The sequence below is a fragment of the Mesorhizobium maamorense genome, assembly GCF_044998965.1.
GTDB lineage: Bacteria > Pseudomonadota > Alphaproteobacteria > Rhizobiales > Rhizobiaceae > Mesorhizobium.
Genome location: NZ_CP173356.1, coordinates 3,435,432 through 3,451,413, shown reverse-complemented (window position 1 = coordinate 3,451,413; position 15,982 = coordinate 3,435,432). Strand labels below are relative to the sequence as shown.

15 protein-coding genes are annotated in these 15,982 nt (G+C 61.3%); 14 read left to right on the top strand and 1 reads right to left on the bottom strand.

Annotation, left to right across the window (positions count from 1 at the left end):
• The first annotated feature begins 14 nt into the window (after positions 1–14).
• The 5 genes from ACIU1A_RS17475 to ACIU1A_RS17455 are packed head-to-tail and all read left to right on the top strand — an operon-like array spanning position 15 to position 5,545.
• Positions 15–1,139, top strand: a complete 1,125-nt coding sequence (locus ACIU1A_RS17475) for an aminotransferase class I/II-fold pyridoxal phosphate-dependent enzyme (RefSeq protein ID WP_140500675.1) — start codon at positions 15–17, stop codon at positions 1,137–1,139.
• Between the two features lie 11 nt (positions 1,140–1,150).
• On the top strand, positions 1,151–2,137 hold the full coding sequence (locus ACIU1A_RS17470; RefSeq protein WP_404924787.1) for an ornithine cyclodeaminase family protein: 987 nt from the start codon (positions 1,151–1,153) through the stop codon (positions 2,135–2,137).
• A 14-nt stretch (positions 2,138–2,151) separates the two neighbouring features.
• Positions 2,152–3,141, top strand: a complete 990-nt coding sequence (locus tag ACIU1A_RS17465) for a pyridoxal-phosphate dependent enzyme (protein WP_404924786.1) — start codon at positions 2,152–2,154, stop codon at positions 3,139–3,141.
• Positions 3,142–3,152: 11 nt separating this feature from the next.
• Positions 3,153–4,412 carry a cysteine desulfurase-like protein gene (locus ACIU1A_RS17460; protein WP_404924785.1) on the top strand — a complete coding sequence of 420 codons (1,260 nt, stop codon included), beginning with the start codon at positions 3,153–3,155 and terminating at the stop codon, positions 4,410–4,412.
• Positions 4,413–4,423: 11 nt separating this feature from the next.
• Positions 4,424–5,545, top strand: coding sequence for an aminotransferase class I/II-fold pyridoxal phosphate-dependent enzyme (locus tag ACIU1A_RS17455; protein ID WP_140558730.1), 1,122 nt, complete (start codon positions 4,424–4,426; stop codon positions 5,543–5,545).
• A 103-nt stretch (positions 5,546–5,648) separates the two neighbouring features.
• On the opposite strand, the gene ACIU1A_RS17450 is transcribed toward ACIU1A_RS17455, so the two are convergent.
• Positions 5,649–5,873, bottom strand: coding sequence for a hypothetical protein (locus ACIU1A_RS17450; protein ID WP_224655852.1), 225 nt, complete (start codon positions 5,871–5,873; stop codon positions 5,649–5,651).
• A gap of 611 nt (positions 5,874–6,484) precedes the next feature.
• Here ACIU1A_RS17450 and ACIU1A_RS17445 point away from each other — a divergent pair.
• Genes ACIU1A_RS17445 through ACIU1A_RS17405 form a run of 9 tightly spaced genes read left to right on the top strand, consistent with a single transcriptional unit; the run spans position 6,485 to position 15,766 of the window.
• Entirely contained in the window at positions 6,485–7,630 is a 1,146-nt protein-coding gene (locus ACIU1A_RS17445; RefSeq protein WP_404924784.1) for a glycosyltransferase family 2 protein, read from the top strand.
• Complete coding sequence (locus tag ACIU1A_RS17440; protein WP_404924783.1) at positions 7,627–8,643, top strand: glycosyltransferase family 2 protein; 1,017 nt, start codon at positions 7,627–7,629, stop codon at positions 8,641–8,643. Before ACIU1A_RS17445 ends, ACIU1A_RS17440 begins: the two co-directional genes overlap by 4 nt.
• On the top strand, positions 8,640–9,632 hold the full coding sequence (locus ACIU1A_RS17435) for a glycosyltransferase family 2 protein (RefSeq protein ID WP_404924782.1): 993 nt from the start codon (positions 8,640–8,642) through the stop codon (positions 9,630–9,632). Before ACIU1A_RS17440 ends, ACIU1A_RS17435 begins: the two co-directional genes overlap by 4 nt.
• Positions 9,616–10,719: a Gfo/Idh/MocA family protein gene (locus ACIU1A_RS17430; RefSeq protein ID WP_404924781.1), complete on the top strand. Its 1,104-nt coding sequence runs from the start codon at positions 9,616–9,618 to the stop codon at positions 10,717–10,719. The genes ACIU1A_RS17435 and ACIU1A_RS17430 overlap by 17 nt, the downstream gene beginning before the upstream one ends.
• Positions 10,629–11,810 (top strand): NAD-dependent epimerase/dehydratase family protein, encoded by a 1,182-nt coding sequence (locus ACIU1A_RS17425; protein WP_348642408.1) that lies wholly within the window; start codon positions 10,629–10,631, stop codon positions 11,808–11,810. The genes ACIU1A_RS17430 and ACIU1A_RS17425 overlap by 91 nt, the downstream gene beginning before the upstream one ends.
• A complete protein-coding gene (locus ACIU1A_RS17420; RefSeq protein ID WP_404924780.1) occupies positions 11,807–13,369 on the top strand; it encodes a glycosyltransferase in 1,563 nt (520 codons plus the stop codon). The genes ACIU1A_RS17425 and ACIU1A_RS17420 overlap by 4 nt, the downstream gene beginning before the upstream one ends.
• Positions 13,327–14,949, top strand: a complete 1,623-nt coding sequence (locus tag ACIU1A_RS17415) for a glycosyltransferase (protein ID WP_404924779.1) — start codon at positions 13,327–13,329, stop codon at positions 14,947–14,949. Before ACIU1A_RS17420 ends, ACIU1A_RS17415 begins: the two co-directional genes overlap by 43 nt.
• Positions 14,949–15,233, top strand: a complete 285-nt coding sequence (locus ACIU1A_RS17410; protein ID WP_404924778.1) for a hypothetical protein — start codon at positions 14,949–14,951, stop codon at positions 15,231–15,233. The genes ACIU1A_RS17415 and ACIU1A_RS17410 overlap by 1 nt, the downstream gene beginning before the upstream one ends.
• Positions 15,230–15,766: a glycosyltransferase family 2 protein gene (locus ACIU1A_RS17405; protein ID WP_404924777.1), complete on the top strand. Its 537-nt coding sequence runs from the start codon at positions 15,230–15,232 to the stop codon at positions 15,764–15,766. The genes ACIU1A_RS17410 and ACIU1A_RS17405 overlap by 4 nt, the downstream gene beginning before the upstream one ends.
• The last annotated feature ends 216 nt before the right edge of the window (positions 15,767–15,982 follow it).

The following is a 15,982-nucleotide window of genomic DNA, read 5'->3' as shown; positions in this document are numbered from 1 at the left end:
GGAATCGTACACACATGCAGATCGAAGAATTCACCCTCGAACGCATCCAGTCGCTCTACGAGAACATCGTCGAGTACAACCTCTCCGATAGCGGGGTACACCCCTATTCGCTCAACGAACTGCTGAGCCCGGAGGAACGCGAAAAGGTGCTTGCCGCCGAACTCGGTTACGGCTGGACGAACGGTGCCGTCGTCCTTCGCGAGGCGATCGCGGCCACATACAAGAATCGTACGGCCGACGAGGTGATGGTCACCAACGGCTCGGCCGAAGCCAATTTCCTGATGGCGATGACGCTGCTGGAGCCGGGCGACGAGATCATCGTCGTCGTCCCCAACTATCTGCAGATCAGGGGATGGGCGAAGGCGCTCGGCGCGGTGGTACGTGATGTGCCGCTGCGCGAGGAACTGGGCTGGCTGCCCGATCCGGCCGACATCCGCGCGGCGATTTCGCCCCGCACCAAGGTCATCACGCTCTGCACGCCCAACAATCCGACCGGACGCGTGGTGCCGGCGGACCTGCTCGGGGAAATTGTGGCCATCGCACGCACCAACGGCATCTGGCTACATACGGACGAGGTCTACAAGGGAGCCGAATACGGTACCCTCGAGCCGCCGAGCAGCGTCGACCTTTATGAGAAAGCCATCGTCACCAGCGGCTTGTCGAAGGCGATGGCGATGCCGGGCCTGCGCATCGGCTGGCTGGTCGGCCCCGCCGCCGAGATCTATGCCTCCTGGCAGCGCAAGGACTATACCTCCATCACTACCGGCGCGGTCAGCGAACTGGTCGCGTCGATGGTGTTGCAGCCGGCGCGCCGCAAGGCGATCCTCGACCGCAGCCGGGACCTCCTGTCACGCAATGTCGACATGATGGTGCGCTGGGTCCGCGCCAACGAGGGGCTGGTCTCGCTGGCGCCGCCGCAGGCAGGCGGGATGGCATTCGTGCGCTATCACTTGCCGATAAATTCGACCGAGCTGGCGCATCGCGTCAAGGACGAGCAGGGCGTGCTTGTCGCGCCGGGCGACGTCTACGGCATGGACGGCTATTTCCGCGTCGGCATCGGCGCGCCGGCGCATGTCCTGGAAGGCGGGTTGGAACGTGTGCAGCTCTTCCTGCGCGGCCTTGCCCGCTCGGCGGCCTGAACGGAACGACCATGGCTAGGCCAGCCGCAAACATGCCGCTCATCCTCGACCGGGAGGAGATCCTGCGGCGGCTCGACCACGCCGCCGGTATTGCGGCCGTTCGCGAAAGCCTCGTCGCCTACAGCGCCGGGGCAGTCCAGCAGCCGCCCGTCGTGCATATGGGATTCGCGGCGGCGAACGGCGATTGCCATGTGAAATGCGCCCATGTATCGGGCGCGTCGATCTTCGTCGTCAAAGTCGCGACTGGGTTCTACGACAATCCGACCAAGGGCCTTCCAAGCGGCAACGGCATGATGGTGGCGCTGTCGGCCACGACAGGCGAACCGGTAGCGCTGCTGTTCGACCAAGGCATGCTGACCGACTGGCGCACTGGCTATGCCGGCGCGCTGGCGACCCGGCTGTGCTGGCCTAAGGGCGCGACGCGCCTCGGCATCGTCGGCACCGGAACCCAGGCACGCATTCAGTTACGCGCGCTGCGAGCGCTGGCTCACGGCGAGCCGCTTTCGGTCGCGGTATGGGGCCGCTCCCCAGCGGCGGCGGGACGCTTCGCCGCCGACGTGGCCGACCTTGGCCTCCAGGTATCGCCAGTCGGCTCGCTCGCCGACCTTTGTTCCGATTCACAAGTGATTGTCACCACGACGCCCGCGACCGCGCCGCTGGTGCGCGCTGAATGGATCGCGCCCGGCACGCACATTACAGCCGTCGGAGCCGATGCGCCCGGCAAACAGGAATTGGAGAATACGTTGGTCGCGCGCGCCGACACGTTGCTCGCCGATTCGGCCCTGCAGAGTATCGACCATGGCGAGTTCGCTCATGCCATCGCGGCCGGCCTCGTCGAGCCAGAGCGGATCGGTGAGATCGGCGTATCGCTGCGGACTGGCTCATTGACGCGCAAGCCTGGCGACATCAGCATCGCCGACCTGACCGGCCTCGGCGCAGAGGACGCGGCAATCGCCAGCGCCATCCTCGCGAGCGCCGGCACAGCCGCAAACTCTTGACCCAGGACAGAACCATGTCGAACGAAGGTGACATCGCTGCCGCTGCCGCGCGTTCCGTGCGGGCGCATGCCCGCATCCGCGGCCACATCGCGAAGACGCCGCTGCTGGGCGCGTCCGCCGTCGGCGACGCGATCGGTAGCACCGTTTTGTTCAAATGCGAAAATTTCCAGTTCACCAACTCCTTCAAGGCGCGAGGCGCCTTCTCGAAGCTGACCGCGATGGACGATGCGACCGGGGGCCGGCCGTTCGTCACCGCCTCGTCCGGCAACCACGGCATAGCCTCCAGCTTCGCGGCGTCGCGCCTGTTCCGAAAATTGTCGGTCGTGCTTCCGCACAATGTCACGAAGGCCAAACTGGCGCGCATACGGTCCTTTGGCGTCGACGTGATCCTGCATGGCGACGAAAGCGGCCAGTCCGAGGCGCACGCGCGCCGCCTGGGCGGGGAGAAGGGACTCGTCTACGTATCTCCGTACAACGATCCCGATGTTGTTGCTGGCCAGGGCACGATCGGGCTCGAACTGCTGGAAGAGCATTCGCATATCGACAATGTCTTCATCGCCATGGGCGGCGGCGGGTTGATCGGCGGCATCGGCGCCGTGATGAAGGCCTTCAGTCCGCGCACGCGGATCATCGGCTGCGCGGCCGCCAACAGCATGGCGCTGGCAGCGTCGATGGAAGCGGGCAAGGTGATCGATGTCGAGCACTTGCCGACGTTGGCCGACGGCGTCGCCGGCGGCATGGATGAGGATTCAGTCACGCTCGGCCTCGCCCGGTCGGTCGTCGACGATGTGGTCATCTGTTCCGAAGCCGAGATCGCCGGCGCGCTCGCCCGTCTCGCGATCGAAGAGCATCTATTGGTCGAGGGTGCAGCCGGCCTAGCGCTGGCAGGGCTGATGAAGCACCCGGAACGGTACCGCGGCCAAGTCAATGCGATCGTGCTGTGCGGCGGGAATTTCGACTACGACGAACTGACGGCCGCGATCGCGGCGGTGCGACCGACCTGAAAGGGAATTCCATGACGACTGGACGATGGGACATCGAGGCGGTGCGCGGGGCCTTCCCGGCGCTGGCGATCACCGACGACGGCAAGCCACGTATCTATCTCGACGCGCCGGGCGGCTCGCAAGTACCGGCACGCGTGGTCGAGCGCATGAGCGAGGTGATGCTGCGAAGCTGCGCCAACGAGGGCGGTGCCTTCCACACCTCGCGTGATAGCGACCGCATCTTGGTGGGAGCGCATGCAGCGGCGGCCGCCTTGCTCGGCGCACAGCCGGACGAGATCGTCTTCGGCCTCAACAGCACCTCGCTGATCTTCCATTTTTCGCGCATGGTGGCACGCGACTGGAAACCGGGCGACGAGATCGTGCTTACCCGCATGGACCATGATGGCAATGTCGGCCCGTGGATCATCGCAGCCGAGGAACGTGGCGTCACCGTCCGCTGGCTCGAGTTCGATACCGAAACCTTCGAATATCGCTACGACATGCTGGACGAACTGATCGGCCCGCGCACGCGTCTGGTTGCCTGCAATCACGCGAGCAACATCTTCGGCACCGTCAACGACGTTGCCCGTATCGTGGCTGCTGGTAAAGCTGCCGGCGCCGTCACCATGGTCGATGCCGTGCAGTCGGCGCCGCATTTGGCCCTCGACGTGTCGGCGGTCGGCTGCGACCTGCTCGCATGCTCTGCCTACAAGTTCTTCGGTCCGCACGCCGGGGTCATGTATATACGGCCGGAGCTGCGCGACCGGCTCACGCCGCTCAAGGTGCGGCCCGCCTCCTTTGACATGCCGTGGCGCCACACCCCCGGCACTCCCTCCTTCGAGGCGCAGGCCGGCACGCAGGCGGCGATCGAGCACATCGCTTGGCTCGGCGAGCAGTGCGCCGGCGTCGACGTTGCCGCGCCGCTGCGCCAGCGCATCGTGGCGGGATTGGAGGCGGCGACCGACTACGAAGCCGGACTGATGGACCGGTTCCTGGCGGGTGTTGCCGGCATTCCCGGTTTCAAGCTCTGCGGCATCGCCAGCCGCAACCGGCTGGACGCCCGTGTGCCCACCTTCAGCTTCCGGCTGGCCAAGAAGTCGCCGCAGGAGATCGCAGCCGCGCTGGCGGGCGAAAACATCTTCGGCTGGGCCGGCGATTGCTACGCTTATGAAGCCTCCGGCCTGCTCGGCCTGCGCGAGCAAGGCGGAGTCGCTCGGCTCGGCTTATCGCATTACACCACAGCAGACGAGGTCGACCAGGCCGTTTTGGCCGTCGCCCGGCTGGCAGCCTGACGGGGGAAAGCATGGACTACGCACGCATGGTGATCGAGAAGGAATCACCGGAGGAATACGGCTATGACCGCATTCGCTTCAACCTGTCGGAAAGCTCCGTACGAGACCGTAAGCTGTCCGATTTCCATCTCTCCGTCCCTGACCTGCTGCTGCCCTATGGCGAGCATCGCGGCGACCCTGAGCTTCGGGCGTTGGTAGCCGCGCAGGGCAAGGGCCTCGGCCCCAACGACGTTTTGGTGGCCGCCGGCGCCGCTGGCGCGCTGTTCATCATCGCCACCACGCTTCTATCGCGCGACGACCATCTTGTCGTGGTGCGGCCGAACTATGCCACTAACATCGAGACGCCGCGCGCCATCGGCTGCGGCATCACCTTTATCGACCTCAAATTCGACGATCGGTTCGGCCTCGACATCGATGCCGTCGCCAGCGCTCTGCGCCCGAACACCCGCTATGTCAGCATCACCTGCCCGCATAACCCAACCGGCACGATGATCGGCCGCCCTCAACTGGACGCGCTGATCGCCTTGGTCGAAAAGGCGGGATGCAGGCTACTGGTGGACGAAACCTACCGCGACCTGACCCATGGCGAGATGCTGCCCCCCGCCGCCTCGCTCAGCCCCGCCGCGATCAGTGTGGCTTCGCTGTCCAAGGCTTACGGCGCGCCGGGCATCCGCGTGGGCTGGATCATGACGCGCGACGTGCACTTGATGGAGCGCTTCCTGGCGGCGAAGGAGCAGATCGGCATTTGCGGCAGCGTCGTCGACGAGTGGATCGGCGCCCGCATCCTGGAACGCCGCGACGCCTTCCTCGCCGCGCAGGCGCCAGTGCTGGCCGGACGCCTTGCCATCATGCGCGATTGGATTGAGAGCGACGAGCTGATCGAATGGGTCGAGCCCCAGGGCGGCGTGGTCTGCTTCCCCCGTTTCCGTCATGGTCCGGGATTCGATTTCGACGACTTTTACGCCGACCTGCTGGAAAGCTATGGCACCTATGTCGGTCCGGGCCACTGGTTCGAGATGCCGCGCAACCACATGCGTGTCGGCTTCCTCTATCCTCTTGAGGACGAACTGCGGGGTGGCCTGGCGGCGATCTCCGCAGCGATTCGCAAGCATTCTTCCCGGCAAAGGTCGTGACATATACGGCGATGTCCTGCCGCCGAAGGCGGATGTAGTCCCGCCTGTGGGACGTGGCACGCTTTTCAGAGCCCTTTGGAAACTCGATCCAAGGCTTGTCGGCCTACCAGCCGCTCCAACGCTGCGATCCGCGCTCATACGTCTGCATCGTGTCAGCCGCCGCCACGTCTCGTCGAAGGAGCCGGCCTCGTAATTCAGGACCCAGATGCGGATCAGGTTTACGCGGCAGTTCGTGCCGCCTGGCGAGACCATGCAGCGTCTCGCCAGAGAGGAACTCCTGCACTACTTGACGTTTGAACTCGATGCTGTGCGTGCGATAAGTCACCATCGCTTCCATCCTTCGAAAGCCCGGCTTCCAAGTCAATTCTGCTTGTTCAATTTGTCCGGTCCCAGGGGCGAACTCCAGATGGAACGCGAATTTCCGCAGCCTTGGGTGCGATTCAGTCAGCTCGTGACATTCGTGAACGCGCTCAGCAAAGAGAGCGTTTATTCTCGGGGCATCCCGAAACGGTCGCGAATTTTCCTTAACGGGTACCGCTTTTGACGATCTATCTACTCGCCATCCAGGGGCATAGATTGCAGGAACAGCAGATACTCTCGGATCCGCCACTCTGCGTGGGCGGCTCTACGCACGGGCGAGATCATTTTGGGTCACTTAGTCAGGGTGCAGCGTGGGCTATTGCGTGAGTTTTCGAACCCCAAGTCGGCCAGGGGCGAAAGGAAAATACGCTATGGGCTGTGGCACAAAGAGAATGGATCGGCCACCTAAGAAGGCCGGGCGAGGGCCGTCCAGTGTGCGTGGCCCAAAATGTTAGTGAGCCGGACAACGGCCGTTTAGCAGTACATGCAGAGCTCAGAGGCCGGGTGACAGTGAAGGGAAGTGGCCGCACCAAGGGGAGTTGTTCTACGAGCAACTCACAATGTCCTACTCACGCATTCGTGGCTGTCATTATCCCTGCCCACAACGCAGAACAATTTATCGAACGCACCTTGGCGTCGGTGATAAACCAGACATACAGAAACATCGAAATAATAGTCGTTGACGACGGTTCGATTGATGAAACTGCATCAATTGTCCGCCGACTATCCAACGACGATCCGCGTATCAAGTTGCTACAACAGAAGAACAGTGGCGTCGCGTCGGCGCGGAATACGGGGATACGTGCAAGCAAGGGCATCTATATAGCACCTATAGACGCCGACGATCTCTGGCACCCAACCAAACTCGAAAAGCAGCTGCGTGTTTTTGCTGCAGCAGGCAATGATGTTGGGCTTGTCTATACGCTTTACCGGACGATTGATGCCGATGATAAGGCGATCATTACGCCTAAGCGCATGCACCCGCACGGATGGGTATTCATGCAGCATCTCGGACAGAACTTTATCGGTCACGGAAGTTCGGCAATGTTCCGGCGCGATGTCTTACTCGAAATGGGTGGCTATTCCTCGCGACTGCGCGAAAACGGTGCGGAGGGTTGTGAGGACTTCTTCCTCCAATTGAGTATCGCCTCGAAATACCGATTCGATGTCGTCAAGGAGCACTTGGTCGGATACCGCCGAACGCCAGGAGCCATGTCGCAAGATTTCGTCCGAATGCTCATCTCGCGTCGGATGGTGCTCGAGAGCCTCTTTGCTCGCTGCAGCGAGATGGTGAGCCCGATCCTATCGGATGTGATGTTCCGTAACGATGTCGAGATCGCCAGGCTCGGGCTTAAAAGGCGCCGCTTTGCTGCCGTCGGCATGAACTTCGCCAGAGTGCTCTGGCGATCGCCCTCGCAGTTCGCGAAAGTCGTCGGTGCGACGCTTGCCATTTTCCGGCGCAAGGCGAAGCAAGGAACCAAACTGGAACGCGAAGGCCGCAGCTCGGGGATCGGGAAACCGTTCTGGGACTACGCTGTCGATGAGCTTTTCGATCGCGGCGAGAATACCGATTACCATGCCTTGCTCAACAATCTGGCTGCAATGGACAGCAAACTTGGACCCTGCGGAGGCTATTTGGCGCAGCATCCCGAACGAGGAACCTTTGCAATGCCCCAAGAGGGCAGCGGCTCAGACAGCCCGTTTCTCCTTAGAGGCTTGGAATGAAGAAGCTGCTGCTGTCGGAAGAGCAGATGTCGTCGGGCCGCAATTTGGCTCAGAGGGCAGAATGCACTTTTGAGCGGACAGTGAATGAACCGACGGTCAGTGTGACCGTGCTCATTGTCACCTACAATCACGCTCGCTACGTAGCGGCAGCGATCGACAGCGTCCTCATGCAAGATGCGGGATCCGGTGTCGAGATCCTGATCAGCGAAGATTTTTCGACGGACGGTACCCGGGAGATCGTCGAGCGGTATGTATCCGATTATCCCGAAAGACTATCGGCGATCTATTCTGGCAGCAATTTGAGATCCAACGAGGTCGTTGCGAGAGGACTCCGGGTTGCGCGCGGGCGCTATGTCTCGATCCTTGATGGCGACGACCTGTGGACATCCAAGACCAAGCTGCGAGATCAGGTGGCCCATCTTGACGCGCATCCTGAGCTCTCGGCCATATTTTACAATGCGCTCGTGGCGCACGGCGACGAGATCACGTCGCGGCGGTGGACGCCACGGGATCAGAAGCCCTTAATCACACAAAGGGAAATTTGGGAAGGCAATCCCTTCGCCACTTGCGGCGGTATGATGCGAACCGCGTGCGTTCGGGATGTACCGTCTTGGTATGCAGATTTCTTTCCGATTACTGATTGGCCGCTGTATGTGCATTGCGCAAAGACAGCAGACCTCGCCTTTGTCGACGAGGTGGCAGGTATCTATCGTCTGCACCCGGGTGGGCTTGTATCGGCGCTGCCAAGCCCGCTCAGGCTTGATGCAATCGAGGGATTCTACCGGCGAATGGCGAATGTCATAGATGCCCGTGGGGCACAGTTTGCCCGTGGCGGCTGTTCCCGCTACTTTTACGAATGGTCGAAGCAGTATCTGAACGGAGGTGACTTGCCGTCGGCCAGATCGTGCTTCCTACGATTGCTGCGAAGCGGCAGTGGCGGAAACAACGTGCCGAAACGCGATATCGCGCGGTTGGCACTGCTCCTGCTGAAATCCTCGGTGCTCGGGAGATGACGGCTTTCCGCAACTTCGAGAATCGCGATCCGGTCCCGTCCTTGCCACAGGCGGCTGTTCGTCCGAAGTGGTCGGTGATGATCCCCGTCTACAATAGCGCCCGCTTTCTTGCCTCAACGCTGCAAAGCGTGCTCGCGCAAGCCCCTGACTCGGCTCATATGCAGATCGAAGTGGTTGACGATTGTTCGTCCGACGATCCGCAAAAAGTCGTGAACGAAATCGGGGGAAGGCGTGTCGGCTTTTTCCGCCAGCCGCAAAACCTCGGCCACATCGGCAACTTCCATACCTGTCTGAGCCGAGCCCAGGGGGAACTTGTCCATCTCCTGCACGGCGACGATGCCGTCCGACCAGAATTTTACGAATTGCTCGGTCGGGGTTTCGATGCGGATCCGAGAGTAGGAGCGGCGTTCTGCCGGACGGTCTTCATGGGCGCCCACGGACAGGAGTTGTCGATCGAACCTGCAATGCAGCCAATCTCCGGAAGGCTCGAGAATGCGGTGGTCCGATTGGCGCTCGAACAGCGCATCATGACGCCGTCCATCGCGGTCCGACGCGCGGTCTACGAAGAACTCGGCGGCTTCGACCGGCGGCTGAAATGCAGCGAAGACTGGGAGATGTGGATACGCATCGCTTCTCGTTTTCCTGTCTGGTACGAACCGCAAGCCCTTGCGCTTTATCGGATGCACCCGCAATCGAACACAGGGCGCCATATCCGGAATGCCGCGGACATGGCCTACACGCGAATGGCGATTGATATTTTCAAGAGCTATCTTCCAAGCGAACTCGCGGACGATGTCGCCGCATCGGCTCGGCGGACCTATTCGCAAAGCGCTCTCGAAACCGGGCGGCGGTTGCTTGGCTCTGGTGATTGGGCTGGATGCCTCGCGCAAATGAGTGAAGCCTTCCAACTCGATCCGTCGCTCAAGACAATTGGACGTATGCTGCGGCTCGTTGCGAAGCAGGGAGGCGAGATTGTCCGCCCAAATTGAAACTGTGCAACGGCAGCCGGCACGGCTGCGGCAAGGTGAGCCTGTCCGTCTCGTTTTGGCCGGATGTGGCGCCGTCACGAAGCTCTACTATGCGGAAGCGCTGTCGCGTCTTCAAGGCAGAGGCCAGATCGCAGTCGCAGCCATCTTTGATCCCGAAGCGAAATCGGCCGCGGTCGTGCAGGCGCGGCTGCCCGGAACGAAGGTTGCAGCCAGTTTCGACGGCCTTTTGGCTGCGGGCGCCGATGTGGCGATCATTGCTTCGCCGCCTCGATACCATCTTGATCAGTCGATGCAGGCGTTGCGGGCCGGCATGCATGTTCTATGCGAGAAGCCGATGGCCACGAGCAGCTCCGACGCGGACCTTATCCTGGCGGTAGCGGCAGCCAACAATCTGCATGTGGCAACAGGCCTCGTCAGAAGGCAGTTCCCTGCCACCCGATCGATAAAGGCCATGGTCGAGGGCGGATTGATCGGAAAAATTCAAGGTGTCTGTTGTTTTGAGGGTGGCCCTTTCCAGTGGCCTGTCGCTTCGACGAGCTATTTCAGCCGCGCGGAATCCGGCGGTGGCGTGCTTCAGGACATAGGCACGCATTGCCTTGACCTCCTGACCTGGTGGTTCGGAGAGCCCCATGAAATCCACTACGCCGATGACGCAATGGGCGGCGTCGAGGCGAACTGCCTTGTCCGGTTAGGTTTTGGCGGCTTCGAGGCAACGGTCCGGCTGAGCCGTGATTGGGCTCGTCCGAACCTTTACCGTCTTGAGGGCGAACGTGGCTCGATTTCTTGGGCAGTCAATGAGACTGAGCTTGTAGAGATCGCCTTGAAAGGATGCCGCACGGCAGCCACCGCCTCCTTCACCGACACCGACGACCGGTCGCGCGATTTCGTCGACGCGTTCTGCGATCAGATTTCGGACTTGGTCGACACGGTCCGAAATGGAACCCTCCTTTCCGGGTCAGCCACAGCGGGGCGCAACGTGCTCAAGCGAATCGAGGAATGCTATGCCAGACGGAAACGGCTGGACATGCCTTGGCTCGGAGCAGAAGACTTTCGCCACGTCATTGCTTCCGCCGAGACCAGACAATGACCGGCACTGTTGCCGTGCTTGGCGCCAACGGCTTCATAGGTTGCCGGACAGTGGAGTTGCTGCATCTTTCCGGCTGGGCTGAGGTGAGGCCGATCGTTCGCAGGCCGAGTGCTTTCGCCAGCCTGTCCCGCTTTGCGATCGATGGAAGGGTGGCGGACGCGCATGACGTTCCGGCTCTTACTGCGGCCCTTCTTGGCTGTCAGTCCGTTGTTCATGCAGTTGCCGGTGATAGTCGCACGATCGTCGATGCCGTCGAGCCTGTCTATCGTGCCGCCGCCGCTGCGGGCGTCGTTCGCCTGGTCTACCTCAGTAGCGCATCCGTTCATGGCCAATCGCCGCCGCCCGGAACGGACGAAACGAGCGCGCTGCACGACGGCCAGACGGTCGAGTACAACAATGCCAAGGTTCGTGCTGAACGTCGTCTCGGGGAATTGTCACGGGACGGTGCAGTCCAGGTGGTGGTGCTGCGGCCCGGAATTGTCTTTGGCCCGCGCTCCAGCTGGACGGGGGGCTTCGCCAACGATCTCCTCGACGGCTCTGCCTATCTGGTGGATGGCGGCCATGGCATCTGCAACAGCGCTTATGTCGACAATGTCGTTCATGCGATCAAGCTTGCCATCGAAGTGCCCGAGGCGGCTGGGCGAACCTATCTGGTCGGGGACCGCGAAAGGATAAGTTGGGCAGATCTTTGCCGCCCGATCGCCGAGGCATTGGGCTTCGACCTGGCTGCGATTTCGGTTTCCGCGCCATTGTCATTCGCGCCGAACTGGACACAATGGCTGAGAGATGGCGACCTTTACCGGCGGCTTGTCCGAAGCCTCCCGAGACCCGTTCGTAGAGGACTAAAGGTAGGCTATGCCGAGTGGCGGAAATCAGGGCTCGATCAGAGGCCGCCTATGGCTCCAAAGATCAAGGTATCTGAAGAACGTGCGCTGTTGCACCGGTGTCGGGTGAAACTCCCGTCGGCCAAGGCCGAGCGCGAGCTCGGATACCAGCCGGTGGTCGGCTTCGAGGAGGCATGTCGGCGCTCAGTCGCATGGCTAACCTTTGCCGGCTACCCGACTGCGCGGAGCCAAGTGGGCGAAAGATGACCGTCAGACCCGCCGCAGCCTGTGTCTCGGTTGTCATTACGACCTATAACCATGCTCGATTTCTCGCGGAAGCGATCGACAGCGTCCGGAACCAGAGCGTGCGGCCCGATGAAATCATCGTTGTGGACGATGGTTCGTTGGACAATCCCGAAAATGTTGTTCGCCGGTATGTCGACGTCCACTACATCCGCCAAGAAAACCAGGGTTTAGCCGCTGCCCGCAATACGGGAATGAAGGCAGCACGTGGCGAATTCATCGCGTTCCTGGATGCCGATGACAGGCTGCGCCCGACGGCGCTCGCTACCAATCTTGCTTTGTTCCATGACAGTCCGGATTGCGCCTTGGTCTATGGAGCCTATTGCTACATCGATGAGGCCGGCGCAGTCAGGAATTCAGTTCCGCTGAGGCCGGTGGGAGAGGACCCGTATGCCGGATTCTTGACCGGCAACCTGATTGGAATGCATGCGACAGTGCTCTATCGGCGTAGCACATTGGAGGCTGCTGGCGGATTTGACCTATCCCTGCGGGCTTGCGAGGATTACGACGTCTACCTTCGCCTGTCTCGGGCAAACAAGGCCGCATGCACCCCGGAGTGTCTCGCAGATTACCGCAGGCACGCAACGAATATGTCCAACAGCAATCCGATGATGTTGCGCGCGGCGCTCAAAGTCCTTGGCCGGCAGAGGAATCTTGCGCGGACCAATCCAGACTGGACGGCCGCCTACCATCAGGGCGTCGAAAATTGGAAACGCTATTATGCGCACATGCAACTGGGACAGCTTAGTACAGCGGTTCGATCCCGTTCTTCGCTCGGCGGTCAGCTCCTGAACACCATTGCCGTTTCGCTCGCAGCGCCATTGCAGACCACCATGATGCTGCGGCAGCGTTTCAAGGGCTGGTCAAGTCGGCGCCGATCGGGCGTCCGGTTCGGTGACCTCAGCCGCCCGCTGCCCTTCAGTACAAATTTCGGTTTTGATCGCGGCAAGCCAGTGGACCGCCGCTATGTCGAGACTTTCCTCGCATCATGTTCGCTGAACATATCCGGCAGGGTTCTGGAGATCGGGGACAACGCCTATACGACCCGCTTCGGAGGCAGTCGAGTTGCCAGGAGCGACGTTCTAAACCGATATGAAGGTCACCCGCTGACAACCTTCGTGGGCGATCTGGCCAACGGCGACGACCTGCCGCCCGAGACATTTGACTGCATCGTGCTCACCCAGACACTGCACCTCCTTTTCAACATGCCTGTCGCGGTTGCAACCCTATGGCGGATGCTGAAACCGGGAGGCGTGCTTCTGGTCACGGTCCCTTGGGTAAGCCCGATTGACCGAGGAGAATGGGGCGAGAGCTGGTTCTGGTCGATAACCCCGGCGGCACTGGGCCGGCTTCTCTCAGACAGGTTCGGGGTGGAGAATGTCGAAGTCCGCCACTATGGAAACGCCTATTCGGCTACCGGGTTTCTCTATGGCTTGGCAGAACATGAGCTGAATTCGGCAATGCTCGATGTGCATGACCCATGTTGCCCGGTGATTGTCGCCGCGCGCGCTTTCAGGCGATGAGCGGCGTGACAGTGCGTCAAGCTCTTAGCAAGCTCCTGCGACGGGGCCGATTGCTTGCCGGTTACAACCGGCCGCTCGTGCTGATGTATCATCGCGTCGGAGAACCACGCGTCGATCCTTGGGAACTCTCGGTCTCGCCACAAAATTTCGCACGCCAAATCGAAATCCTGACAAAGGCGCGCGATATTGTTCCCCTGCAATGGCTGGCACAACGGCTTCGGGACGGAAAGCCAGCGAGAAATGCCGCGGCAGTTACCTTTGACGACGGTTATGCGGATGTCGTGCAAAATGCCGTGCCGGTCATGCTACGCATGAACGCTCCTGTGACCGTCTTCGTCACTACCCACGCGCTCAGCGACCCCTCAGTGTTCTGGTGGGATATTCTGTCGCGCATCACTTTGGAAACGCCTGCTCTCCCGGAGAGGCTCGCGATCCAGATCGCAGGCCGAAACTATGATTGGCTCGTGACGGAGGACGCCACGCGCGCGAAATCGAATCTCGTCATCAGCCGCACGGCGCTCCATTTCGGCTTGCACGCACTGCTGAAGCCGTTGAGAGTACACGAACGGAGGAGGGCGCTGCAGCAGCTGGCAAGATGGGCAGGAACCGACGCCAGCCCCCGAAGGTGTGACCGCGCCATGACTCATTCGGAGCTGCGGCATCTCGCCGACACCGATGGCGTTTCGATCGGTGCCCACACCTGCACGCATCCATCCCTGCCGTTGCTGAAACGGGACAGTCTTGAACGCGAGATCTCTGCTAGCCGCCAACAATGCGAAGAGATTACAGGGCGGAGGGTGGCGGGATTCGCATACCCCTTCGGAGACTTCGACGACAGCACCGCCGAAGCGGTAAGATCTGCTGGCATGGACTATGCAGTAACCACCCTGCCGCGTGAAGCTGGGCTCAGGGTCGACCCCTTCCGACTGCCGCGGGTCACGGTCGCTGATTGGGGTGAGAGAGGTTCCGGCGCGCGGTCCTTTGCCATGGCTGACCATGCATGCCGAGAACCGCGCGTCACGGCAATCATCGTCGTGTTCAATGGCGAGAGATACCTCCGGGAAGCTATTGACAGCGTTGTAGGTCAAAGCTTCACCGACTGGGAACTCCTCGTCGTCGACGATGGCTCGACGGACCGTTCATCTGTCATCGTGCGCGACTATGCGCAGCGCTTGCCAGGCAAGGTGCGACTACTCTCCCATCCCGACAAGGGCAATCATGGTATTAGCGCGTCGCGCAACCGCGGGCTGGCCGAGGCGCGGGGCGCCTATGTCGCGTTTCTCGATGCAGACGATACATGGCTGCCCGAAAAGCTGTCCGAACAAGTCTGCATCATGGAAAGTGATCCGGCGCTCGGTCTAATCTACGGCCGGACGTTGATCTGGCATAGCTGGGCAAAGCTTGCTGGTCGTGCGGACTACTATTACCCGCTCGGAGTCGAACCGAACGCCCGATACGATCCGCCCGTGCTGCTGGAACTGCTGCTGCAGAACCAAGCCCAGACGCCGACAACTTGCAACGCCCTGATGCGTTCAAGTTTGTTGGCAACGCTCGGGGATTCGAGAACAGCTTCCGCCTGATGTTCGAAGACCAGACCTTCTTTGCGAAGGCGCTCGCATTCGCGCCCGTCTACGTGTCCGGCCAGACCTGGGCGAGATACCGCCAGCACGTCGAAAGCTGCTCTGCCGCTTCTGCCAGGGCAGGCGCTGACGAAGCCGCGCGTATCACGTTTCTCAGATGGCTGAATGGGGTGATGGCGGATCAGGGCGCCTCCTTCCGCATTCGTTCCGCAATCTGGAAAGTGCTCGCGCGCGAAACCTGGAAGACGAGCAAGCGAAGCATCGTAAGACGGCTGCAGCGATGACTTCCGTGCCGCGGGTGACGATCATAACCCCCTTCCTCAATGCGGCGTCAAATCTGGGTGAAGCGATCGCCAGCGTCCGGGCCCAGACGATTGCAGATTGGGAGCTCTTGCTGGTTGACGACAATTCGACGGACGACAGTATCAGGATCGCCAATGATGCCGCGGCAATCGATCCTCGAATTAAGGTGCTGCGCAGACCTCCCGGATCCAAGCGTGGCGCCGCGGCAGCGAGAAACGCCGGAATAGCGGCCAGCTGCGGCGATTTGCTTGCCTTCCTGGATGCAGATGATTTGTACGAGCCGCATATGCTGCAGACGGTCCTGGCGGCAGCCGATGCCAACCCGGATGCCGCAATGATTTTCGGGCCGACCAAATGGTGGTACCCGGATGGAGCGCGCTCCGACTGGGTCGAGCCGACAGATGGACTTGCCGCACGCTTACATCAGCCCCCGGCTTTTGGGTCGGCTGCTGCTGATGCAGGACGGCCACGTTCCGTGTACCTGTTCCGTGCTCTTGCGGAGAAGCGCGGTTAGCACGGTTGGTGGCTTTGAGCACTTTGAGCTCTATGAAGACCAGGCTCTGTGGGCGAAGCTATTCCTGCGATTCCCAGCCTTTATCACTCCTGTAACTCTCGCACGTTACCGGCAGCATTCCAGTTCGGCCTCGGCGATTGCCACTCAGCGAGGGCTCTACGATCGGATGGGGAAACACCCCGCCCGCGCCGCTTTTCTGGACTGGATCGCGGAGCA

Excerpts from the sequence above, each read along its gene's own strand:
- ACIU1A_RS17475 (WP_140500675.1), top strand. The coding sequence starts at position 15 with ATGCAGATCGAAGAATTCACCCTCGAACGCATCCAGTCGCTCTACGAG.
- ACIU1A_RS17470 (WP_404924787.1), top strand. The coding sequence starts at position 1,151 with ATGGCTAGGCCAGCCGCAAACATGCCGCTCATCCTCGACCGGGAGGAG.
- ACIU1A_RS17465 (WP_404924786.1), top strand. The coding sequence starts at position 2,152 with ATGTCGAACGAAGGTGACATCGCTGCCGCTGCCGCGCGTTCCGTGCGG.
- ACIU1A_RS17460 (WP_404924785.1), top strand. The coding sequence starts at position 3,153 with ATGACGACTGGACGATGGGACATCGAGGCGGTGCGCGGGGCCTTCCCG.
- ACIU1A_RS17455 (WP_140558730.1), top strand. The coding sequence starts at position 4,424 with ATGGACTACGCACGCATGGTGATCGAGAAGGAATCACCGGAGGAATAC.
- ACIU1A_RS17450 (WP_224655852.1), bottom strand. The coding sequence starts at position 5,873 with ATGGTGACTTATCGCACGCACAGCATCGAGTTCAAACGTCAAGTAGTG.
- ACIU1A_RS17440 (WP_404924783.1), top strand. The coding sequence starts at position 7,627 with ATGAAGAAGCTGCTGCTGTCGGAAGAGCAGATGTCGTCGGGCCGCAAT.
- ACIU1A_RS17435 (WP_404924782.1), top strand. The coding sequence starts at position 8,640 with ATGACGGCTTTCCGCAACTTCGAGAATCGCGATCCGGTCCCGTCCTTG.
- ACIU1A_RS17425 (WP_348642408.1), top strand. The coding sequence starts at position 10,629 with ATGCTATGCCAGACGGAAACGGCTGGACATGCCTTGGCTCGGAGCAGA.
- ACIU1A_RS17420 (WP_404924780.1), top strand. The coding sequence starts at position 11,807 with ATGACCGTCAGACCCGCCGCAGCCTGTGTCTCGGTTGTCATTACGACC.
- ACIU1A_RS17415 (WP_404924779.1), top strand. The coding sequence starts at position 13,327 with ATGTTGCCCGGTGATTGTCGCCGCGCGCGCTTTCAGGCGATGAGCGGC.
- ACIU1A_RS17410 (WP_404924778.1), top strand. The coding sequence starts at position 14,949 with ATGTTCGAAGACCAGACCTTCTTTGCGAAGGCGCTCGCATTCGCGCCC.
- ACIU1A_RS17405 (WP_404924777.1), top strand. The coding sequence starts at position 15,230 with ATGACTTCCGTGCCGCGGGTGACGATCATAACCCCCTTCCTCAATGCG.